Source organism: Caballeronia sp. LZ065 (assembly GCF_031450975.1).
Lineage (GTDB): Bacteria > Pseudomonadota > Gammaproteobacteria > Burkholderiales > Burkholderiaceae > Caballeronia.
This window is the reverse complement of sequence record NZ_JARUXV010000004.1, coordinates 210,142-233,129: the sequence shown is the minus strand read 5'-3', so window position 1 is coordinate 233,129 and position 22,988 is coordinate 210,142. Positions and strand designations below refer to the sequence as shown.

The following is a 22,988-nucleotide window of genomic DNA, read 5'->3' as shown; positions in this document are numbered from 1 at the left end:
GCATCATATGCAGCGACCGCGAAAGCGCATCCGGAGTTCACCGATTGGACGCATTTGCCGGCTATCGCCCGTTTCCGCGCGGGTGCGGTCGCGCCTGAACGTGCAGGTTACGCCAGTTTTATTGTTTTTGGTATGACGGCTCGTGCACCGCAATGAGGCCCGGGAATTGCTCACCAGCGCCCTCGCTCTTTTCAGAGCGAGAGAAATAATTACTTCGCCATCCGTATGATCGGCACGCTTCTCAACGGCGCGGCGTCCGCGCGGCGATCAGCAGCAGCGCTGCAAGCGAGATGCCGAGCAGGATCAGCGAAAGCGCCGATGCCGGCAGATAGTAGCCGCGATTGACCTGCCCCACGACGACGATGGGCACCGTCGCGAAGCCGGGCGGATAGACCGTGAGCGTCGCGCCCAGTTCGCCGAGCGACAGCGCGAAGCCCAGCGCCAGGCTGGCGCGAATCGCCGGCACGAGTTGCGGCAGCACGACCTGCAACAGCACCCTGCGCGGCGGCGCGCCGAGACTCGCGGCCGCCTCGCGCAGCGTCGTGAGCTCGGGGCGCAGTGCCGCGGCCGCGCAGCGATAACAGAACGGCAGCACGAGCGCGAGTTGCACCAGCACGACGATGGCCGCCGAGCCGGAGAGATCGAGCGGACGCTTGTGATAGGCGATCAGCACCGCGAGACCGAGCACGACGCTCGGCACGCCGCTACCCATCATCGCGACGGCATCGACGAGCGCGCCGAGGCCGCGCCGGTCGCGTCCTTCCAAAGCTAGCGCGAGCCAGAGCCCCAGCGTGGTGCCGAGCACCGCCACGCCGAGACCGACTTCGAGGCTCGTGACGACCGCGTCGAAGTCGCTGGATGAGAGGCGCGCGAACCAGCGCGTACTGTAGCCGTCGGGCAGGATCGTGCCGGACCAGTGCGACGCGACGCTCGACAGCGCGACCACGCCCACCGGCAGCACGAACAGCCAGACGCACAGCAGCGCGACGCATGCCGTCGCGAGGATGCTCAGGACGGCGCCTGGTCTGAAGCGCGAAGCAAGGGCAAGCTGCATGTCAACGTCCTTTCGAGCGGCGTTCGGCGCGCCGGTACAGCGCATGCAGCGACAGCGACATCAGCAGCATCACGACCGCGCCGGCGGCCGCGGTGGGCAGGTCGAGGTCGACGGTCGCGGCGCTGTAGATGGCGATGGGTAAAGTAATCAGATGCGCGCTGCCGAGCACGAGCAGAATGCCGAACTCGTTCAGCGTCAGCAGGAAACACAGGACCGTGCCCGCCGCGATGCCCGGCCACGCGAGCGGCAGCACGACCTTCAGCGCGACCATCCAGCCGTTCGCGCCGAGGCTCCGCGCCGCTTCGACGAGACGCATGTCGAGCGTCGCATAGGACGCGAGCGTCGGGCGCACGACGAACGGCGCATAGAACACGACTTCCGCCAGGATCACGCCGCCGATGCCGAACAGGAAGTCCAGCGGCGTGGCATCGAGGGAAAAGAGCCGTTGCAGGCCGATGCTCACCGAGCCCTGCGAGCCATAGAGAAAGATCAGCGTGAAGGCCACGAGAAACGAAGGAAACGCGACGAACAATTCCAGGAAGCGCGTCAGCAGCCGCGCGCCCGCGAACGGCCTGAAGAACAGCATCGAGGCCAGCGCGACGCCGAGCAGCGAAGCAATGCTCGCGCTGGCGAACAGGATGCCAAGCGTCGTGCCGATCATGCCGCGCGTTTCGGGATTGCCGAAGAACGCGGTGTAGGCACGCAGCGTGAAGCCTTGCGGTCCGCTTACGCTCAGCATCGCGAGGCGCGCGAGCGGATAGACGACGAGCGGCCCGAGCACCACCACGAGAATGAACAGCAGATGCCATTGCGCGCGGCGCGCCCGGCGCTTCGCTGCGGCGGCATGAGCGGCGAATTGCTCGGAAAGCTCAGCGTCGCCGGGGGGCTCGTCGCGCGCGACGCTGTCAGGGACGAACAAGGACGACATCGTCAGCCTCGAAATTCAAAGAGACGCGCGCGCCCTGCTCCGGCGCGCGGGCGTGGCCACGCTGCATCGAGACGAGCACCGGCTCGCCGGGCAACGCATCGAGCGCGACCGAGATGGACAACGCCGCGCCATACCATTCGACGGACGCAATCGTGCCGTGCAGGCGGCCTTCGCCCAGCGGCCCGATCCTGAAGCTCTCCGGACGGATGCACGCCAGCCGCTCGCGCTCCTCATGGCCCGCAGCCCCAAGCGGATACACCACGCGCGGCGGCAGCAGGTTCGCCGCGCCGAGATAGCGGGCGACGTAGGCATCGTTCGGCGCGTCATACAATTCGCGCGGCGCGCCCAGCTGCGCGATGCGGCCATCGCGCATCAACAGCGTGCGGTCCGAAAGCACCAGCGCGTCATCCTGATCGTGCGTCACGCAGACAATCGTCAGGTTCGGCAGGCGTTCATGCAGCGCCTTCAATTCGCTGCGCACGGACGCGCGCAGGTTGGCATCGAGGGCGGACAGCGGCTCGTCGAGCAACAGCACGTCCGGCGCGATGACCAGCGCACGCGCCAGCGCCACGCGCTGCTGCATGCCGCCCGACAATTGCGCGGGCATCACATGGCCGGCATCGGACAGTTGCACGAGCTTGAGCGCATCGGCGACGCGGCGCGTAATCTCGCTGGCCCCGAGCCGGCGCGCGCGCAGGCCGAAGGCGATGTTGTCGAACACCGAGAGATGCGGAAACAGCGCATAGCTCTGGAACAGCAAACCGAGATTGCGCCGGTGCGGCGCCGCGTGCGTCAGGTCGCGGCCGGCGATCGACAGCCGGCCTGCAAGCGCATCGGCCGCAACGAAGCCCGCGATGAAGCGCAACAGCGTGGTCTTGCCGCAGCCGCTCTTGCCGAGCACTGTCAGGAACTCGCCGCGCTCGATATGCAGCGAGAGATCGTCCAGCACCGTGCGCGCACCGAAGCGCACCGTGAGCCGGTCGATCTGCACGCCGGGCGTCGCATCGACGCCCGCTGTCTGCATGGGAATCGCGTTCACGTTACGACTTCGGCTTGACGACTTCAGTCTGCTTGCCCGTATTGCCGATCACTTCGTTCTTCCAGCGTTCGGTCCAGCCGGCCTTCTTCGCCATGACCTGGTTCCAGTCGACCGGAATCAGCTTCACGCCCGCGATGGCCTGCTTCACGGCTTCGCCGTTCTTGCCGGCCAGCGGCACGTCGGTGCGGCCCGGAATGCCGTAGATGTCCGGCACCTTCGCCTGCACTTCCGGCGACATCAGATAGTCGATGAGCTTCTTGCCCTCGGCCTGATTCGGTCCGCTCTTGATGAGGCCGATCGCATACGGCAGCTGGAACGTGGTCGGCGCTTCGCCGGCCTTGTGCGACAGGAACAGCGGCTTGATCGAGAGCCCGCCGTTGGCGGCGTCGTCGAGGTCCATCTGCAGGTCGCCATTCGCGAAGGCGATCTCGTTGCGCGAGAGCAGCACGTCGAGATAGCCGGTGCCCTTCGTGTGGAACTTGGCGCTCTGTTCGAGGTTCTTCAGATAGCCGAACGCCGCATCCTCGCCCATCAGCGCCGAGGTCAGGATGATGACGGCCATGCCGTCGCCGGCGGTGGCGGGATTCGAATAAGCGATCTTGCCCGAGTAGTTCGGATGCAGCAGATCAGCGAAGGTGCGCGGCGCGGTCTTCGTGACGTCGGGATTGATCGCGAACGAAAAGTAGTTGTTCACGAACGTGGCCCACGCGCCGTCCTGCGCTTTCGCGATCGCCGGAACGTTCTTGTAGTTCACGCTCGGGTACGGCTGCAACAGGCCGCCCTGCTGCGCCTGCTGGATGAACGGCGGCAGCGTGACGAGCACGTCGGCCTTCGGCGCGTCCTTCTCCACCGTCGCGCGGTTCACGACTTCACCGCTGCCCGCCGTGACGATGTTGACCTTCACGCCTTCCTTCTTTTCGAACGCGGGCAGCACATCCTTGTAGAGGTTCTCGAGACCGTCGGCGGTGTAGAGAACGACAGCTCCGGCGGCGTGCACGGGCATCGCGGCAAACAGGCTGAATGCAGCGGCGAACGCCGGCAGCACGGCGCGCGCAAGGCGCAAATCGCGGGTCATGGTGGTGAGCTCTCTCATGTCGGGAGGATTCGAGGCGGTTTCAACCTCGAACCGGAGAATTGCAGATATCCGTGACATCGACGTGAACGCACCACGATTTGCCAACAATCGGCACTTTTCGCCAACCTTGCAGTGCTCGAACGATGGGCGAATCCGTGTTCCGCCCACGCCGAACAAACTTCGCTCTCCCGGCGGCTCCGATGTCTTGCGGCGCATTTTGCCCCCACGTAGGATGCCGTCCGTTGTACCGACGAATCGCCGCTTCCCTACTCATCTGGAGCATGAACATGCGCGTTTCCTTATCCCTCTCCCGCGCCGCAGCCGGCGTGATGCTGTCGCTCGGCGCGATGGCTTCCCATGCGGCGCCCGCGGAGCCGATCAAGAACATCGTCCTCGTCCACGGCTTTTTCGCCGATGGCTCGGGCTGGCAACCCGTGGCCAAAATCCTTGCGCGCGACGGCTACAAGGTCTCCGTCGTGCAGGAGCCGGAAACCTCGTTCCAGGACGACGTCATCGCCACGCGGCGCGTCCTCGACTTGCAGGACGGCCCGGCCATCCTGGTCGGCCACAGCTACGGCGGCGCGGTGGTGACCGAAGCCGGCAATCACGACAAGGTCGCCGGCCTCGTCTACGTGGCCGCATTCGAGCCGGACGTGGGCGAATCGCCGGCTTCCCTGTCGAAAAAGACGCCGCCCGCGAGCCATGCCATCAAGGTCACGTCCGACGGCTACCTGTATCTGGATCCGGCCCGCTTCAACGCGGACTTCGCGGCCGATCTTCCCGTCGCCGAAGCCAGCTTCATGGGCATCTCGCAGGTGATGCCCAATGCGAAGAACTTCGGCACGCCGATCCAGCAAGCGGCCTGGAGGACCAAGCCGAGCTGGGGCGTCATCGCCACCGACGACCGCATGATCAATCCTGAACTGGAACGCTCGATGACCCAGCGCGCGGGCACCAGGACGATCGAACTGAAGACGAGCCACGTGGCCTTCATGTCGCATCCGGCCGAGGTCGCGAAGCTGATCGAAACGGCCGCGACGGGGAGCGTCAAGCAGTGACGACAGCAGCGGCCCCATCCGCCCGGCAGGGGCCGCTGCCGGGTCATGCGCGCGCCGGACGGCACTCCAGGACCGGCACCACTTGCGGCCCTCTTGACGCAATGACGCGCAGCATGGCCGGCTCCGGCGCCGCTTCGCACACGAGGTAGCGCACCGTTTCGAAGCCGCGGATACGCACCGGCGCCACGCGTCCGAACTTCGAACAGTCCGCGACCACGATCGCGCACGCGGCCGACGCGATCATCCGCGCGCGCACTTCGGCGGCCAGCCGAGAATAATCGGTGAGATGGGCGTCCTGCGTTATCCCGCCCGCGCCGATAAAAGCAAAATCCGCGTGATATTGCGTGAGCTGCGTGAGGGTATCGAGACCGAAGGCGGCATCCTCGGCATCGGCCAGCTCGCCGCCGAGCACGGTGACCCGGTTGCCGTTGCGCCGCGCCAGCAACAGCGCGATGCGCCAGTCGTTGGTGTACACGGTCAGCCGATGCCGGTTCGCCAGCGCCCGCGCCACGGCCTGCGTGGTGCTTCCCGAATCGACGATCACCGACGCGCCGTCGGGCACGAACGCCGCCGCCCGCACGCCGATAGCCTCCTTCGCCGCCGCATTCACCGCCTCGCGGATGTCGAGATGCGCTTCGCGCCGCTCGGCTGACAGCGCGCCGCCGTGGGTCGTCGTCAGCAGGCCGCGCCCGGCGAGCGTGTTGAGATCGCGCCGCACGGTTTCGCGCGAGACGGATAGCGCGCGCACGACATCCGCAACGGCAAGCACGCCGTGCTTGTCGAGTTCATCGAGGATGTAGTGATGGCGCTGTTCGGGGAGCATTCGTTCGTGGTCGAGATGAGGCAGTGTGAGGAGTCTAGCGGCCTTGTGTGGCAAATCCTTGGCAAGGCGGCACGCTGGCCCGATCGCGCAATGGATTCTTTCCGGTGCGTTGGCAATCCAGGCGGCCGGGTCCGCTAGACTTGCACGCTTCGCAGAGAAATGATGGGGGCAAGCGGATGTACAAGAAAGGCGTGATCATCGAAATTCAGTTTCCGCCCGAGCGTCTCAACGACGCCGCTGGAGATCCCTACTGGATCGACCTCACGCTCGACGAAGCCAGGCGTCTGCACGCGCAGCTCTCGCGCCGTCTCGACGGCGAGGCGCGCGCCAACCAGCCGCTCGATACCTTCTCGCTCGACTGAGCCGCCCGCACCCGCGCGCCGCCCCTCCGCCCCTCCGCGCGGTGCACGGCCAGACAAGACACGCGCGCGCCGAAACGACGATACTGCGGGATTCCGTCTCGTCGTCCCTCCTCATGTTCTCGCTACTCGCCGCACCGGTCTTCGTGTTCCTCTGGTCGACGGGCTTCATCGTGGCGCGCGCCATCACGCCTTATGTCGACCCGAACATATATCTGCTCGTGCGCTTCGCCGGCACGACGTTGCTCTTCATCGTGCTCGCCGTGTTCGCGCGGGCGCCCTGGCCCAAGGGCCGCGATATCGGCCGGCATCTGTTCGCGGGCGCGCTGCTGCAAGGCGTCTATCTCGGCTCGGGTTACTGGGCGATCGCGCAAGGGCTGGGCGTGGGCATCATGGCCCTGCTCGGCGCGTTGCAACCGCTGCTGACCGCTGCCGTCGCCGCGCGCCTGTTTGGCGAACGGCTCTCCCCGCGCGCGTGGGGCGGCTTGCTGCTGGGCCTGCTCGGCGTCGCGCTCGTGCTGGCGCCGAAGATCGCGGCGAGCGGCGCACCGGTCGCGCAGCATGGGGCCGCTCATGCGCCCGAATGGTTCGTCGTGACGACGGCAGTGCTCGCCGTGTTCGCGATCACGGCAGGAACGCTGTACCAGAAAAGCTCGCTCGCGCAATCCGATATTCGCAGCGCCAGCGCGCTGCAAAACGCCGGCGCGGCCGTGGTCGCGCTCGTGCTGGTGCTCGCGCTCGGCGAGCATCGCTTCGTTGCATCGCCGGTTACCTGGGTGTCGCTGTTGTGGGGCATCGTAATGCTGTCGGGCGTCGCGACCACGCTGCTCGTCTGGATGGTCCGGCGCGGCGATGCATCGCGTGCAACCGCTCTGCTGTTTCTCGCGCCGCCGCTGGCCGCGCTCGAAAGCTACTTGCTGTTTGGCGAAACGCTGGGCGCGCTGCAACTCGCGGGCTTCGGCGTGGCGCTGGCCGGCGTGCTGCTGGCGCGCTCGAAATAGCCTGCGCGATGTGCAATGCGCGCTCAGTCGACCGTGTCCGCGCCGGCGGGAATGTGTTCGCGCACGGCCTTTCCCGGACCCGGCGACCACGCCGGCCGCGACTTCCGCCCGGTATCGATGACGACCAGGTAATGACCCGCCCACGGCGTCGCCTTGCGCGAGGCCTTGAGGATCCACATCGATTGCCCTTCGGCGGCGCGCGCCTCGTATTGCGCATCGAGCACGCCGTGATGATCGAAGAAGGTGTTGAGCGTGGAAGGAATGCGCACACAGCCCTTCGAATGCCGCATGCCGAGCAGCGGTTCGAGTTTCTCGGGATCGGTGGCGTGCATCTGGAAGCGCATCGGCGACTTGCCGCCCTTGCCCCAGCCGCGTTCGCCCTCCGCCCAGCCGAAATCGTAGATGCGCATGTCGCGTGCGCCGTAGCCGCGGATCTGGTACTCGTTCAAGGTGCCTTCGGCGCGGAAGTCCATGTTGCCGGGCACGTGCTGGAACACCCCGAGCGGCGTCAGGAAGTGATCATAGGTGCCGGGGCGTCCGGTCGATACCGGCGATGCGCCGATCATCGACCACGCATCGTCCGGCCGCGCGCGGAAGTAGACGAACAGCGCCTGCACGTTCGCGCTCCGGTCGACCAGTACGACGTACTCATTGGCGAGATCGCCGTGACCCTCTTCGGCCAGCCGATGTTGCAGCAGGCGGCCATAGGCCTGCTGGTCCACGGCCGGTATGGTCAGCCGGCGGCTCACTTCCTTCGCGTAGGCCTGACGCATGGCGAGCGCGCCTGCCGGTTGCATGCCGGTGCGCTGTGCGAGGTTCGGTTCGGGCGGCTCGGGCGGTAGCGGCACTTCAGGCACTTGCGCTTCGGAAGCCGCGCTGGCGGCGCTCGCCGCCGAGGCTGCGCTTGCACCACTTGCGGCCGCTGCTTCGGAAGCCGCAGAGGCCGCGCCGATCCCTGGAGCACTGGAGACCGCTGCGGGAGCCGGCGCGGGAACGGGCACAGGCATCGCGGGAAGCGCACGCGCCGGGGCGCTGGCGCCGCTCGGCGCGCTCGCTTCGGACAGCATGGGCGGGGCCGGTGTGGCGGGCGCCGCCGCGTGTTCTTGCGTGAGTGTTCCCTGCGCCACGGCCGGGGCCGCATTCAACATCAGCGCGCCTGCCAGGGCGCCCGTCAGAAATCGTGCGCCGATTGGCGTCTTGTTCGTCTTGCTCTTCCCTGCCTGGTGCATCGAGATGAATGTTCCCCTCTGGCAAATTTGCGCGAGCGATCCGTGGACGCGCCACTTCGGTCGATGGAAGCACGCATCCGCCTCGCGGACACGCGCACGATGCGACGAAAAAGCCGGTGTCGTCGAGGCACCGGCTTGGCCGCACTTCCAACGTTCGTCAGCCGAGGCGCAGCAAGGTTCATTCCGGCCGGTCACGCACGCCGCGAAGACGAGCGCTCAATGCAGCCGGATGGAGGCGTCGCCGGAAGCGGATGCGCGGGCGCGCAGCGGGGCGTCGAGCAGACGCAGGTGGCACAGCTTCTGGGCAATGGCCTCGCCGATGTAAGGCACATCGGTGTCGAGGCGGACTGTGGCGTAGGCATCGACGGTGCCCGCGCCATGGACCTGAATGTCGCTCGCGTAATCGCCGAGTTCGTGTTCCAGGAAACGCCGCACATCGCGCGCGGCGCAGCGCAGAGGAAGATTCCAGACGAGCAGGTTCATCTTCGTCACCTTCTTGCACGCACGCGGACCGGTACAGGCTTCGCGCGACGCTGTTGCAGATGACGCGCAGCAAGCGTGCCGACAATGAACAGGGACACAGTGACGACGATCATGATGGCTCCACGGCAAGTGACAAGTTTGCTCAGTCTATTCCCGTAGACCGGTATCGAGCCGCGACATTCCGTCTTTTTCGATTGATCTTCCCAATCGGATGGATGCCGAACAGCAATGACCGCGGCCGATGCATCACTCGCCGTTGCACGACATGCTGGACAGATTCGGATAGCGATTGGGCCAGTCCCCCGCCATCGCGGATTGCGCGTCTTTCAGCGTGATGTCGCCGGTGCAGACGCAACGCTTCAGATAGACGGCAAGCCGTTCCTTGCGACGCTGCCCCGCGCGCCCTTCCCAGCGACGCAGATCGAGATTCGCGGGTGAATTGGGCGAACCGCCCAGCAAGACCGGCATCCGGTGGTCGAGCGCATATTCCGATGCAAACGAAGCATCGATGCTGCGCTGCTTGAGCAGACGTTCCTTTTGCCGCATCTGGCTTTCGAACGACGGCAGCACGCGGTCCACGTAGCCCGGCACGCAGATCGTGTCGACGATGGTGGCCTGGGTCACGCGCGCATCCAGCCATTCCGCGCGTTGCGCCCGCGACATGCCCGGCGCGAACGCAAACATCGCGCAGGTACAGGCCAGCGCCGTGCGCATGGAGAAACGGGCACGCCCGGCGCGCCGCTTCCGCCTCTCGATGATTTTCTTATCCCTTCGATTCATGCCTCTCGGTGCAATCCATCGTGCGGCCGGACGGCGCCGCTTTTGTTATTGAGCAGATCGGAGGGTCAATTAAAACACATCAATGGCGCACCGCACGCGAAGCATCGTTTGCGGGCCACGAAACGGATCGGGCGAAACGCGCAAGCAAAGGCGCTCGACAGAGCGCCTTTGCTCATTGCGGATCCCGTCATGCCGTCAGGCAGGCACCGACTCCGCCTTCTGAGCGCGCGACCAGACGCGGTGCTGGCCCATGGCCTCGATGAAGCGCTGCATCACGTCCTTGACGTCGCTGCCCACGGCGATGCCGTCATCGCCGGACGGGAGATGCGAGGCCGCCAGCAGGTCTTCGCCGTCCGCAATAGCGCCGATCGCCTTCAGATGCTTGAAGGACTCGAGCACGAAATGACGCGCGTCGCCGGATTCGGACAGCGCCTTCGCGCTCGCCTTGCCACCGGCGACGATCACACCGTCGAACATGATCGACGGCATGCCGAGAATGGTCGCGTCCGGTTCGATGCCCTGCGCAGGCGGTGCGAGCGTCGGCGAGATGACCTTGCCGTGCGCGCCCTCTGCCTTGAGTGCGTCCTTGATCGCCTGGATGGTCGCCGCGTCCGCACCCGGTGCGGCGAGAATGGCGACCTTGCGCGTCTTGACCGAAGGCGGCGTCTTGGCAACGATCGACAGCGCCTTCGACTCGTTCACCGACGGCGTGCCCAGTTCCTCGGCGCTCGCACTTTGCTTCGGCACGGGCAGACCGAGATTCCCGGCGACGCGCGAGGCAAGCGTCGCGTCGATATTGGCGAGGATGCCGAGCTGCCGCTCGCGAATGGGCTTGCGTTCCACCTTGCTCAGCTCGAACGAGTAAGCGCCCACGATGTGATCCTTCTCCGGATCCGTCATGCTGTTCCAGAACAGCGTCGCTTGTGAATAGTGGTCCTTGAAGGACGGGCTGCGCACGCGGATCTTCGAGCCTTCCACGCGCTCCGTGTAGGTCTCGAAACCGCCGCCCGCGGCAGCCGGCGGCGTTTCCTTCGGCCAGCCGCCGTCGATGGAATTCGGCTCATACGACGCCTGGCCCTTGTCGATCGTCATGCGATGCATCGCGTCGCGCTGACCGTTGTGCAGCGGCGCGAGCGGCCGGTTGATCGGAATCTCGTGAAAGTTCGGACCGCCGAGGCGGCTGATCTGCGTATCGGTATAGGAGAACAGCCGGCCCTGCAACAATGGATCGTTGGTGAAGTCGATGCCCGGCACGATATGTCCGGGACAAAACGCCACCTGTTCGGTCTCCGCGAAGAAGTTATCGGGATTGCGATTGAGCGTGAGCTTGCCGATCATCTGCAACGGCACGAGGTCTTCGGGGATGATCTTGGTCGGATCGAGCAGGTCGAACGGAAACTTGTGCTCGTCCTCTTCCTCGACGATCTGCACGCCCAGTTCCCATTCCGGATAATCGCCGTTGTCGATCGCTTCCCACAGGTCGCGGCGATGATAGTCCGGGTCCTTGCCCGCGAGCTTCTGCGCTTCGTCCCACAGCAGCGACGCCGAGCCGATCGTCGGCCGCCAGTGGAACTTGACGAAGCGTCCCTTGCCCTGCGCGTCCACCAGCCGGAACGTATGAATGCCAAAGCCTTCCATGGTCCGCAGGCTCTTCGGGATGGCGCGGTCGGACATCGCCCACAGCACCATGTGCGCCGATTCCGGCACGAGCGAGACGAAGTCCCAGAACGTGTCGTGCGCGGAACCACCCTGCGGCATCTCGTTGTGCGGCTCGGGCTTCACGGCATGCACGAAGTCGGGGAACTTGATCGCGTCCTGAATGAAAAACACCGGCATGTTGTTGCCGACCAGATCGAAATTGCCTTCCTCGGTGTAGAACTTGACCGCGAAGCCGCGCACGTCGCGCACGGTGTCGGCCGACCCGCGCGAACCCTGCACGGTCGAGAAGCGCACATAGACGGGCGTTTCCTTCGACGGATCCTGCAGGAACGCCGCCTTGCTCAGCGCCGCCTGCGATTCGTACACCTTGAACACGCCGTGCGCCGCCGAGCCGCGCGCATGCACGATGCGCTCGGGAATACGTTCGTGGTCGAAGTGCGTGATCTTTTCACGCATGATGAAATCTTCGAGCAGCGACGGACCGCGCTCACCGGCGCGCAGGGAATTCTGGTTGTCGGCAATCTTGACGCCGTGATTCGTGGTCAGGGCCTGATTGGTGGCATCGGTGCGAAAGGTTTCGAGCGCTTCCACCTTCGCGTTGCTGTTGCTGTGCGAAGGCACGCGAGCGACGCCGCTCGCCGGTTGCTTCTTTGTGGCCATGTGTGGGGACTCCGGATGTGAGGTTCGTCTGTTTGCCTCTCACCCGCGCAAGCAACGTTCCTGTCCGGAGGCACGCTCTGCGCGCAACAGCGGCATGATCCTCACCATACCGATGCAAACATCAGTCAAATATTCGGCATCGCGCGGCAGGACGATCGCGTCCTGCTGCAGCAGCCAGTCCCGCAAGACGCCACCGATGAAGGCATGGACCACGCTGGCCGCGCGCTCCACGTCCAGCCCGGGCGGCAACTGTCCCCGCGCGACCGCATGCGAAAGACGGCGTCCGAACTGCTCCCGGCCGTCGATCGCCGCCTCGCGCTGCGCGTCGACGATGCACGCCGTGACTTCCGTGTGCTCGCATTTCGTGTACAGCACCTCGCACAGGCGGCGGTTGCGCGGCTCCACGACGGCCGTACCCAGGAAGTGCAATAGCCGCTTCCGGATCTCGCCGAGCGGGTCCGGGTCCGCAGCATCGGCGACGGCCTTGCTGAACGCGTCCATCGGCAGCGTCACGCGCTGCATTACCTCGGCCAGCAGCGCCCACTTGTTGCGGAAATGGCCGTAGACCGCGCCGCGCGTAAAGCCGGCCCGCAGCGCGACGGCGTCCAGCGTGGCGCCCGATACGCCCTGCTCGGCAAATACGCATTCGGCCGCGTCGAGAATCTGCCCCCGTGTGGCAAGCGCTTCGTGTCGTGTTCGTTTCATCCGCCTTCGCACCGCCCGACGCGCCCCCCGTCAGGCCGGCTTGCCCTCCGCCGACGCCTCACCGCCAGAAGGCCCAAGTGGGCCGCCGTCGCCGTCGTCGTCTTCATCGCGAGCGTGGCGCGTCATGCGCGGCGAGACTTCATCGAGCCTGTCGCCCAGGAAGCGCCGCACGCTCACATAGAAGACCGGAATCAGCAGCAGACCGAACACCGTCGCGAACAGCATGCCGCCGATCACCCCCGTGCCGATCTCATGCCGCGACACCGCCCCCGCACCCGACGAAAGCACCAGCGGGAGGACGCCGAGAATGAACGCGAGCGAGGTCATGAGAATCGGCCGCAGACGCAGGCGCGCGGCCTGCAGCACCGCGTCGCGGAGCGTCAGGCCGTCCTTCTGGCCGTCCACCGCGAACTCGACTATCAAGATCGCGTTCTTGGCGCCGAGCCCGATCACCGTGACGAGCCCGATCTTGAAATAGATGTCGTTCGGCACGCCAAAGACCCGGCAGAACACCAGCATGCCCAGCATGCCGAGCGGCACCACGAGCAGCACCGAGACGGGGATCGACCAGCTTTCGTAGAGCGCCGCCAGGCACAGGAACACGACCAGGATGGAGAGCGCCATCAACAGCGTCGCCGATGAGCCCGAAAGCAGTTCCTGATACGACTGCCCGGTCCAGTTCGCCGCGAAGCCGTGCGGCAGGTCATGATCGACGATGCGATCGAGCGTGCTCATCGCCTGCCCGGTCGAATAGCCGGGCGCCGAATTGCCGACGATCTCGATGGCCGAATAGCCGTTGTAGCGCGCCAACGCCGTCGGACCGTAGGCCCATTTGGCGGCGACGACGCTCGCGAGCGGCACCATGTTGTACGGCGCGATCGACGTATTGGCGGGCGACGGATCAACTGGCGTGACGAAACCGCGCGTGACGGACGTGGCGTTGCTCGCGCTGTTGACCGCGCTGTTGACCGCAAAAGTAGCCGGCGTGAACAGATGTTGAAAGGCATCGAGCCCCATCCGGTACGGCGCATCCGCCTGGAGATAGACCCGCTTCACGCGGCCGCCATAGATGAACTGGTTGACGTAGGACGGCGCCAGCTGCATCTCGAGCGTCTGATAGATATCCGTGAGCGAGAGCCCCATCGCCTGCGCCTGCGTCCGGTCCACCGCAATGTCCAGCTGCTGCTGGTAAGGCAGCGAGTTCGGTCGGATGCCCGCCAGCACGGGGCTTTTCGCGGCATCGGCGAGCAGAGCGTATTCCGCCTGTCCCAACTCGGCGCGCGACTGGCCCGCGCGCGCCTGCAGATACATGTCGACGCCGCCGAACTGGCTCAGGCCGTGGATGGTCGGGAGATTGACGACGAAGATCTGCGCGTCGGCGATGCTGGAGAGGATCTGGTTCATCCGCGGGATCAGCGCCATGGCGGTCGCCGCACGCTTGTCCCAGTCCGTGAGCTGGATGAAGGCCATGCCGACGTTCTCGCTCATGCCGACAAAACTGAAGCCCTCCGGCTGAAAAATCCCCGCGATGTCATGGCTCACGTCACTGCGGCCGAGCGTGTCGCGCACTTCGTCCATCACGTGCGCGGTGCGTTGCAAGGTCGCGCCAGGCGGCAGGTTGACGAGGGCGAGCACGAAGCCCTGGTCCTCGTCCGGAACGAAGCTCGTAGGCAGCCGCGCATACAGGAAGCCCGCCAGCGCCGTGATCAACGCGAACGCCGCCATCCAGCGCGGCGCCCGGCGAATCATGCGGCCCGCCTGGGCCACGTAGCGCGACGCGGTCCAGGCGAAGAGCCTGTCGAAGCCGCGGTAGAACGCGTTCTTCTCCGTCCGGTGATGCGGCTTGAGGATCACCGCGCACAGCGACGGCGTGAAGGACATGGCCAGGAACGCGGAGCAGCCCATCGAGATCGCGATGGTCAGCGCGAACTGGGCGTAGATGATGCCCGTTGCGCCCGGTTGCAGCGCGGAAGGCACGAACACCGCCGTCAACACAACGGTAATGGCGACGATCGCGCCCGTGATCTGTTTCATGGCCTTGCGCGTCGCCGCTCGCGGCCGCGCGCCCTCCTCGCTCATGATGCGCTCGACATTCTCGATCACGACGATCGCGTCATCCACCACGATGCCGATCGCGAGCACCATGCCGAACAGGGTCAGCTGGTTGAGTGTGAAGCCGAGGGCCGCCAGGCCGATGAAGGTGCCGAGCAGCGCGACCGGAATCACCAGCACCGGAATGATCGTCGCGCGCAGGTTTTGCAGGAACACCAGCATGACGAGGAACACCAGCGCGATGGCTTCGGCCAGCGTGCGGACCACGTCCTCGATCGATGCCGTGATGAACGGCGTGGTGTCGTACGGCACAGACCATGTGACGCCGGCGGGCAGGTCGCGCGCGAGCGTAGCCATCGCGGCTTTCACGGCGCGCTCCACGTCCAGCGCGTTGGCGCCCGGCAGCAGGAAGACCCCCATGCCGCCGGCCGGCTTCCCCCGATACGACACCGTCAGCCCGCCGGTCTGCGGCCCGAACGCGATCCGCGCGACGTCGCTCAGTCTGACCGTCGTGCCGCTGCTGTTCGACAGGACGATGATGTCGCTGAACTGCTTCATCGACGAGAACAGCGTGTCTCCCGAGACCGCCGCCGTGAACGTTTGTCCCTCGATGGCCGGATCCGCGCCCAGCGAGCCGGCCGGGAACTGCGCGTTCTGCCCGGCCACCGCACTGAAGACCTGCGAGGTAGAGAGTCCGTAGCTTTGCAGCTTGTCGGGGTCGAGCCAGATGCGCATCGCATATTCGGCGCCGAGCAGCGTCGTGTTGGCGACGCCCGTGATCCGGCCGATGGCCGGCTGGATCCGCGAGGCGATGATGTCGGAGAGCTCCCCGGACTGGATGGCCGGATTGTTCGACTGCAAGGCGATGAACATCAGGATGTCCGGGCTCGACTTCGAGATCACGACACCTTGTTGCGTGACCTGCGACGGCAGCAGCGGCTGGGCCAGCGCGACCCGGTTCTGCACCTGCACCTCGGCGATGTCCGGGTTGGTGCCCGTCGCGAAGCTGAGGGTGATCTGCGTCTGGCCGTTCGATCCCGATGTCGAACTGAAGTACAGCAGGTTGTCGATGCCGTTGAGCTGCTGCTCGATCACCTGCGTGACAGTCGATTCCATGGTCTCGGCGCTCGCGCCGGGATATTGCGCGGTGACCGTCACCTGCGGCGGCGCGATGTCGGGATAAGAGGCAATGCCCATGCTGCGCACCGCGACGATCCCGAACAGCGACATCAGCACCGCGACGACCCACGCGAACACCGGACGGTCGATGAAGAAACTCGGCATGAGCGGCCCCCTACCTGGTCACGCCGGGCGCAGCCGGCGCAGGCGTCACGCCGGCCGCAGCCGGTGCGGGAGCTTGCCACGCGACGGGCGCGACCTTCGCCCCTCGTGCGCCGCCTGAAGCCCGGTCACGAGGACCCGGTCGCCGTCGCCGAGTCCCCGCGTGACGATCCAGTCACTGCCGCGGCTTTCGGCGGCCTCGACGTCGCGGCGCGCCACCACGTCGTTCGCGCCCACGGTCAGCACGTAGGCGCCGGCGGTATCGCGCAGCAAGGCCTGTTGCGGAATCAGGAACACGCCGTTCTGCCACCCCAGGTCGACGGTCAGCGTCACGTACATGCCCGGCAGGAGACGCCGGTCCGGGTTCGCGACCCGCGCCCGCAGATTGACCGCCCCGGTGGCGGCATTCACCGTGACGCCGGAAAAGTCGAGCGTGCCGGCGCTGCCGTATGGCGCGCCGTTGGGCAGCGCGATGCGCACGGTGGTCTCGGCGGGCCGCGTGAGTTCGATCGCCGGCTGGCTCGCTGACGGGCTCGAAGGCTGTTCCAGCGTGGCGAGATCGGCCGAACTGATGGTGAAGTTCACGTACATCGGATCGATCGTCTGGATGGTCGTCAGCAATGTGCCGTTGCCGCCGCTGTCGGACGTGCCGTTGCCGACCACGGCACCCGCCGTGACCTGCTGCTCCCCCGCAATGCCGCTGACCGGCGCGGTCACGCGCGTGTAGCCGAGCGCCACGCGCGCGCTCTGCACCGCCGCTTCGTCGGCCTGCACCTTGGCCGCGGCGCTGCGCTCGGCGGCGTCGGCGTTGTCGACCGTCTGCTGCGACACCGAGCCGACCGGCAGCAGCCGGCGATCGCGCTGCGCCGTGATCCGGTTGTTGAGGGACACCGCCCGGTCCTGCGCCAGCACCGCGAGCGCCGTGTCGAGCTGCGTGCGGTAGAACGCAGGATCGATTTCGAACAGCAGTTGCCCGGCCCTCACCGGCGCGCCCTCGGTGTAATCGCGTTTGAGCAGCAAGCCGGACACGCGCGCGGTGACGTTGGCGCTGTAATACGGCGACAGGCGCCCGACCAAGCTTCGTTCGAGCGGCGCCGAGCGCGCCTGCACCGTCACGGTCGCGACGCGCGGCGGCGCGGGCGGCGCCGGACTCTTCGAGCAGGCGGCTAGCACGATCGGACACAGGCACGACAAGGTCGCGCGTCGAAAGCGTGACTTCATATGAGCTCCGCTCTTGCGGGTGATGAATGCGAGCGGCGTCTTCCTCCCGTCACGCCCGCCGCTCGCCGCCCGGTCGTGTGAGCCCACGCGGGACCGCCGGGTCAGCCGGATGCAGCGGAAGCGTGCGCAGCGACGCCGGCATGATCCTGCTGCCAGCCACCGCCAAGATTCTTCACGAGCAGCACATGGCTTTGCGTCAGCAGCGCCTCGGTGTCGCACAGGCTCTGCCGTGCCTGGATCAAGGTCAGGCGCTGCGTGAGCACGTCCTGCTGACTGACCGCGCCGGCCTCGAATTGCGCCTGCTTGCTCGCGAACAGTCGCAGGCTGTCGTCCAGCGCCTTCGCGACCGCGTGTTCCTGCGTCTGCAAATGATTGATTGAGGACAGGCTGTCTTCGACGCTCTGGAACGCCGCCAGCACGGTATTGCGATACGTCGCGACGCTCTCGTCGTAGCGGGCGCGGGCCTCGTGCTCGGCGGCCGTGCGCGCACCGCCGTCGAAGAGGGTTTGCGCGAGATCGGGGCCCAGCGTCCAGAAGCGGTACGGCACGGTGAACAGACGGGCGAGCGAGTCGTGCGCGAAGCCGCCGTCGGCGGACAGCGAGAGCGTCGGAAAGAACGCGGCCACCGCCACGCCGATGCCCGCATTGGCCGCCGCCGCCGAGCGTTCGGCGCTGACCACGTCATAGCGCCGTTCGAGCAATTGCGCCGGCAGCGTGCGCGGCACGGCCGGCGCGGCGAAGTGATAGTCCGGATCGGCCGCGATGCTGAACGACGCGGGCGGGACGCCGACCAGCACGGCGATCGCGTGTTCGTCCTGCTCGCGCGTCGTGGCGGTGGCTTGCAGCAGGCCGGTGATCGTTTCGAAGGTTTGCTGGGCGGACAGGACATCGTCGCTGGATGCGTAGCCTTCGTTCAGCGCGGTTTGGGTCATCGCGAGGAGGCGCGCGTCGATGTCCCGTTGCGCGTTCAGCGCCTGCAGATCGTAGTCCGCCTGCCGCAGTTCGAAATACGCGGTGGCAAGACTCGCGGCGATGGAGAGGCGCGTTCCGGCCCGTTGCGCATCGGAAGCCTGCGCGTTCGCGTTGGCCTCCTCGATCTGCCGCCGTACCGCGCCCCACAGGTCCAGCTCCCAGATCACCGAGCCGAGCGCGACCACGTTGTTGCCTGGCACAACGGCGGACGGCGCGCCTGAGTCAAGCGCCGCGCCCGCCGCCTGCACGGCGCCGCCGGAATGCGTCCCGGTGAGACCCGCCGTGATGGTCGGAAGCAGGCCGGCGCGGTTGGCCGCCACCGTCGCGACCGCGACGCGATACGCCGCTTCGGCCACCGCAATCGACTGATTCGCCTGCAAGGCCTGTTCGATGAGTTGATTCAGGCGCTCGTCGCCATACATGCGCCACCAGGTGCTGTCGATGGCGGCTTGCGGATTCGCGTCGGCGCGCTGCCAGTCGGCGCCTTCCTTGAAGCTCTGTGGCACCTCCATCGCGGGCCGCTGGTAGTCCGGACCGAGCATGCACGCCGCGAGGGGCATCAGCACGGCAAGCGCCACTGCACGACGCCAGTTCACACGGCGTCGTTCAGCGGCCACGGGTGCGAAGAGCCGGAAAGCTGTTTTCACGCACATTCTCTTTTTATTGAATTGGCCGTGCAGTGCGACTTGAATCGAATGTCCGCGTCCGGCGCCTTCGAGGCGCTGCGCGTGGTTCGTCGCCATGGACAAGGAAATCTTAGCGACGTCACGCGCCGATTTCGACGAGCCAGATGCGAATCGCAGATTCGCTCTGACCGATTCTTTGGCGCGTTGGAGTCGCAAGGTCTCCCGGCATGAAGACCGTTGCGCAGGCAGGAGGAGGATGTCGACCGGCGCGCGTTGCGCCGTATCGAATGAAGGCAGGATGCCGAAGAGAAAGGGTTGCAGCAGACGCCGCTGCGTCAGCCGGTATCCGGCGACGCAGCGGCAACGCGAGACTCAAGCGAGACGTTGCGCCTCAGCCGCCCGCAGCCGGCGACAGCGCGCCGAGTTTGTCCGCGGTGACCTTCTGCAGCGCGATGACGCGCGTCATCGCCGCATGATTGCCCGTGGTCTCGTCGATCATCTTCGCCACGTCCGCCTTCAACTGCGTGCGCGAACCGCCGTCGAGATACACCATGTGCCCCGACGGATAGAAGGTCGCCGCCAGGTTCTGCCGCACGGTCTTGTCGATCAGCGGCATCTGCTGGAGATCGATGACCGTCTGATAGAACGGCGTCACGAAGTCGTACATGCCGTTCGCCGACAGCACCTTCAGGTCCACGTTCAGCGCCATGACGGCAGCAAGATCGCCCGCCGTGTAGAGGATCACGTTGCCCTTCGCATCGAGGCCCTTCTGCGCGCCGGTCGGGTCCGTATGCTTGAAGTCCCAGTTGAGGAACGCCTGATCGTTGAGGTCGGTGAAAGACGACGTCGAGGTGAACTTCAGCTGCTCGTTCAGATAGCTGTTCCACATCGTCGTGTACACGCCGCTGACCGCCGTCATGGTCGGATCGTTGCCGCCCGAGTTCGGGTCGATCTTGCCCGCGATGCCCGTCGAGATGGCCGTCACGCGCCCGTCGTACGAGCCGAGCGCCTCGCCCTTCGCCTTGAGCAAGGTGGTCAGGAAAAGCGAATTGCCGCGGCTGTCGTAAGCGGCGATGTCGAGACTCCAGGCCAGCAGCGTGGCCTTCTCGATGCCCGTGTACTCGGACAGCTTTTCCACCAGCTCGTCGTCGGTCTGCGGAAACTTGCGCAGTGCATTCAGATAGTCCGTGCGCGCGAACTCCGCGACCTCTTCGGCGAACGTGACGAGGTTGGTGGGCGTCGGGTGCACGCCGAGCTTCTTGTGGTACCACGCATCGGCCGCCGCGGTCGGCAAGGCGCCGACGGGATTGCCCGCCTGTGCGTAATCCAGAATGGACGATTGCAGCGTGACGCCGTTCAGGTCGATGCCATCCTCATGCAGCTTGTACGCGAGCACGCAGCTGCGCGCCGTGCCATAGGATTCGCCGAACAGGAACTTGGGCGAATTCCAGCGGTTGTTCTTCGTCAGATAGCGCTTGATGAACTGCGCGATCGATCCGGCATCCTGATCCACGCCCCAGAAGTCGCGATTCTTGTTCGGCGCGATGGCGGCCGAGTAGCCGGTTCCCACCGGGTTGATGAAGATCAGGTCGCTGCGGTCGAGCAGGCTGTCCGGATTGTCTTCCATCTGATAAGGCGCGGGCGGCGTGAAGCTCGGCATGGCGGTCTTGATGCGGCGCGGCGCGAACGAGCCCAGCAGCACGAACACCGACGACGATCCCGGCCCGCCGTTATAGAAGAACATCAGCGGCCGGGCTTCCTCCTTCGCGCCGTCCTTCGTGAACGCGACGTAGAACATCTTCGCGTTCGGCTTCGAGCTGCTCGGATCGACCGTCACGAGATGGCCGACCGTCGCCGTATAGGCGATCTTCGCGCCGCCGATGCTCACGCTGTGATGCGTGATGGCCGCGTTCTCGTCCGCCTCGCCGGCCTCGACGGCGTCGTCGGGACCGTTGCCGTAGGCGACCGGATCGAAATACGGTTGGTCCTGCTTGGCGGCCGAGGTCTTCTTCGCCGCTTTCTTCGCCGCCGGGGCCGCCTGCGATGCAGGGGCGGCTTCGGCGGAGGGGTGCTTCGCTGCCAGTGGATCGGAGTTCATCGTCGTCGCTCCAGAATCGTCGTCGTGGTTGTTGTTCACTGTCGGTGCTGCCTGCTCGATGCTTCAACTCAACTCAACTCAATTCCAGCACGCTCAGCCCTTGGCGGACTTGAGCGCCGCTGCGATCTTGCCGCCGTCCGGGCTGCCCAGGCCGGTGCAGGCATCCCAGCCGGCCGAGGCCGAGAAAGTGCCGTTGTTGCCTTCGGTGATGTCGCGGCACGCGGTCTGCGCCTTGTACAGCTTCGGATTGACGAAGCCGGCCGGCGACCCATTGAGCGCGTTGAGGCGCGCGATCAACGCAGCCCACAACGGCGCGACAGCGCTGGTGCCGCCGACTACCGTTTGCTCGCCGTCGATCAGCACTTCATAGCCAGTCTGCGGCGAGGCGTCGCCCGCCACATCCGGCACGCCGCGCTTCGCGAGCGCCGCATGCCTGCCGTTGCGCGTGACCGAGAGCCCTTTCTGCCAGACCGGCAGCGCGAAGACACTGGACACGCCGCCGCCGCCCGAGCCGCCCTGATCGCCGTCGTTCCAGACCACCTCGCTGCCGATGCCGCTCGCCGAGGCCGTCAGACTCGTGCCGCCGCAGCCGAGCACATACGGGCTCGATGCCGGGAAGTCGACATGGTCGGCGCCGTCGCTGGCGCCGTCGGACGAACCGCTGTCGCCGGATGCCGCGCACACGGTGACGCCGAGCGCGGCCGCGCTTTGCAGCACCGCGTTGAAGGCGCTGATCGACTGCGACGACCAGTTGGCCTCAGGCCCGCCCCAACTGATCGAGATCACCGAGGGCTGGTTCGTGGAATCGTGCAGCGCGCGATTGACGGCATCGACGAAACCGGCGTCGCTGTTCGGCGCGAAGTACACGGCAATGCGCGCACCCGGCGCGACGGCTCCGGCAATCTCGATGTCGAGCGTCACTTCGCCGTCGGGACCGTTCGGGTTGCCGGTGGGCGCGTTCTTCGCATTGTCGACGCCGACCGAAATCACCTTCGGCGCCTTCACGCCGAGTTTCTTGAAATACGCGCTGAGGTCGCTGTCGCGGTAGCCGCCGCCCAGTTCGATAATCGCGATGCACTGCCCCGCGCCGTCGCCTTCGGGAAAGTCATAGAGGCGCGCGAGATCGACGGGCGTGAAGGACGCGGGCGCCGGGCCGCGCGCGGGCTGGAAAGGCGGACGGAAACGAAAGTGCGGACGCGCCTGCGGCTTGCTGTCGAGGCCGAGCACGGCCGTGACGGCGTCATGCATGTCTTCGGGCACGTTTACCGGACCTGCGCGGCCGCGATACTCGCCGATGTTGTGATGTTGAAAGCGTTCGAGCTTCACATCGAAAGCTTTCTGGAATTGTTCGATGGTGCCTTTCAGCACGACGCTGCGCGTCTCGGTTTCCGCCCGCACGACGGTCAGGCCGTATTGCTTCGCGAAGGCCTTGACCTTGTCGACGTCTGCGTCGGAAGCGGTAAAGCGTTTGTCGAACTCGGCGCGCGAGACGGGTTGAGCGGGCGCCTCGCCCGCATCGATGCGCGCCATCATCGCCTCAAAGCCCGCTTCGTCCTTGCGCCGCAGCATCACGATCACTTCGATCTGCTCGCCAGGATCGCACGCGCCAATACACTTCGCGCCTTCGGGATGAATCTTGTCGCTGCCGCCGACCGGTTGCTTCGCCATGATGTCGAACCTCCTCGTTGGCCTTGCCGTTCACAGGTGCCCGATCTTGCTGCTTTCGCCCGGCCGGCGCGTATTGCGATGCGCTGTATGCACGTCGCTCATCGTCTTATTTTCCCGGCGCGAATGCAATTGCTCGGACCGTTGGCGAGAGCATGCAGTTCCAGTGAGACAAACGATGTCCCCGTATGCGGGATCCCGGCAGCGCTTGAGCCCGCGG

General features: G+C 66.1%; 17 protein-coding genes and 1 pseudogene. 3 read left to right on the top strand and 15 right to left on the bottom strand.

Translation table 11 applies throughout. From position 1 onward, the window contains the following. Positions 1 to 241: 241 nt before the first annotated feature. From phnV to phnS, 4 genes are read right to left on the bottom strand one after another with little or no spacing between them, the layout of a single operon-like run. Positions 242 to 1,054 (bottom strand): 2-aminoethylphosphonate ABC transport system, membrane component PhnV, encoded by an 813-nt coding sequence (gene phnV / locus QCE63_RS27585; RefSeq protein ID WP_309837607.1) that lies wholly within the window; start codon positions 1,052 to 1,054, stop codon positions 242 to 244. A 1-nt stretch (position 1,055) separates the two neighbouring features. Continuing rightward, entirely contained in the window at positions 1,056 to 1,982 is a 927-nt protein-coding gene (phnU, locus tag QCE63_RS27580; RefSeq protein WP_309837606.1) for a 2-aminoethylphosphonate ABC transporter permease subunit, read from the bottom strand. Further along, positions 1,960 to 3,006, bottom strand: a complete 1,047-nt coding sequence (phnT, locus tag QCE63_RS27575) for a 2-aminoethylphosphonate ABC transport system ATP-binding subunit PhnT (RefSeq protein WP_309839278.1) — start codon at positions 3,004 to 3,006, stop codon at positions 1,960 to 1,962. Before phnT ends, phnU begins: the two co-directional genes overlap by 23 nt. A gap of 16 nt (positions 3,007 to 3,022) precedes the next feature. Next, positions 3,023 to 4,096 carry a 2-aminoethylphosphonate ABC transporter substrate-binding protein gene (phnS, locus tag QCE63_RS27570; RefSeq protein WP_404990225.1) on the bottom strand — a complete coding sequence of 358 codons (1,074 nt, stop codon included), beginning with the start codon at positions 4,094 to 4,096 and terminating at the stop codon, positions 3,023 to 3,025. A gap of 287 nt (positions 4,097 to 4,383) precedes the next feature. On the opposite strand from phnS, the gene QCE63_RS27565 reads away from it, so the two are divergent. Next, positions 4,384 to 5,154, top strand: coding sequence for an alpha/beta hydrolase (locus tag QCE63_RS27565; RefSeq protein ID WP_309837604.1), 771 nt, complete (start codon positions 4,384 to 4,386; stop codon positions 5,152 to 5,154). A 43-nt stretch (positions 5,155 to 5,197) separates the two neighbouring features. Here QCE63_RS27565 and QCE63_RS27560 read toward each other — a convergent pair whose 3' ends face one another. Then, positions 5,198 to 5,977: a DeoR/GlpR family DNA-binding transcription regulator gene (locus QCE63_RS27560; RefSeq protein WP_309837602.1), complete on the bottom strand. Its 780-nt coding sequence runs from the start codon at positions 5,975 to 5,977 to the stop codon at positions 5,198 to 5,200. 176 nt (positions 5,978 to 6,153) lie between these two features. Between QCE63_RS27560 and QCE63_RS27555 the strand changes: the two genes are divergently transcribed. Next, positions 6,154 to 6,339 carry a hypothetical protein gene (locus QCE63_RS27555; RefSeq protein WP_309837601.1) on the top strand — a complete coding sequence of 62 codons (186 nt, stop codon included), beginning with the start codon at positions 6,154 to 6,156 and terminating at the stop codon, positions 6,337 to 6,339. 113 nt (positions 6,340 to 6,452) lie between these two features. Next, a complete protein-coding gene (locus QCE63_RS27550; RefSeq protein WP_309837599.1) occupies positions 6,453 to 7,337 on the top strand; it encodes a DMT family transporter in 885 nt (294 codons plus the stop codon). A gap of 23 nt (positions 7,338 to 7,360) precedes the next feature. Here the strand turns inward: QCE63_RS27550 and QCE63_RS27545 are convergent, their stop codons facing one another. The 10 genes and pseudogenes from QCE63_RS27545 to QCE63_RS27500 form a co-directional block, all read right to left on the bottom strand. After that, entirely contained in the window at positions 7,361 to 8,566 is a 1,206-nt protein-coding gene (locus QCE63_RS27545; RefSeq protein ID WP_309837597.1) for a L,D-transpeptidase, read from the bottom strand. Between the two features lie 216 nt (positions 8,567 to 8,782). Beyond that, positions 8,783 to 9,049 carry an RNA-binding protein gene (locus tag QCE63_RS27540; protein WP_309837596.1) on the bottom strand — a complete coding sequence of 89 codons (267 nt, stop codon included), beginning with the start codon at positions 9,047 to 9,049 and terminating at the stop codon, positions 8,783 to 8,785. Positions 9,050 to 9,295: 246 nt separating this feature from the next. After that, positions 9,296 to 9,829: a hypothetical protein gene (locus QCE63_RS27535; protein ID WP_309837595.1), complete on the bottom strand. Its 534-nt coding sequence runs from the start codon at positions 9,827 to 9,829 to the stop codon at positions 9,296 to 9,298. A gap of 195 nt (positions 9,830 to 10,024) precedes the next feature. Continuing rightward, positions 10,025 to 12,160, bottom strand: a pseudogene (gene katE / locus QCE63_RS27530) (catalase HPII); the annotation flags it as partial. Between the two features lie 27 nt (positions 12,161 to 12,187). Beyond that, entirely contained in the window at positions 12,188 to 12,865 is a 678-nt protein-coding gene (locus QCE63_RS27525) for a TetR family transcriptional regulator (protein ID WP_309837594.1), read from the bottom strand. A gap of 18 nt (positions 12,866 to 12,883) precedes the next feature. Next, a complete protein-coding gene (locus QCE63_RS27520; RefSeq protein ID WP_309837593.1) occupies positions 12,884 to 16,189 on the bottom strand; it encodes an efflux RND transporter permease subunit in 3,306 nt (1,101 codons plus the stop codon). A gap of 45 nt (positions 16,190 to 16,234) precedes the next feature. After that, a complete protein-coding gene (locus tag QCE63_RS27515; RefSeq protein ID WP_309837591.1) occupies positions 16,235 to 17,407 on the bottom strand; it encodes an efflux RND transporter periplasmic adaptor subunit in 1,173 nt (390 codons plus the stop codon). A gap of 101 nt (positions 17,408 to 17,508) precedes the next feature. Continuing rightward, positions 17,509 to 19,026 carry an efflux transporter outer membrane subunit gene (locus QCE63_RS27510; protein ID WP_309837589.1) on the bottom strand — a complete coding sequence of 506 codons (1,518 nt, stop codon included), beginning with the start codon at positions 19,024 to 19,026 and terminating at the stop codon, positions 17,509 to 17,511. 370 nt (positions 19,027 to 19,396) lie between these two features. Continuing rightward, positions 19,397 to 21,103, bottom strand: a complete 1,707-nt coding sequence (locus QCE63_RS27505; RefSeq protein WP_309837588.1) for a S10 family serine carboxypeptidase-like protein — start codon at positions 21,101 to 21,103, stop codon at positions 19,397 to 19,399. 93 nt (positions 21,104 to 21,196) lie between these two features. Beyond that, positions 21,197 to 22,771 carry a S53 family peptidase gene (locus QCE63_RS27500; RefSeq protein ID WP_309837586.1) on the bottom strand — a complete coding sequence of 525 codons (1,575 nt, stop codon included), beginning with the start codon at positions 22,769 to 22,771 and terminating at the stop codon, positions 21,197 to 21,199. Positions 22,772 to 22,988: the final 217 nt, after the last annotated feature.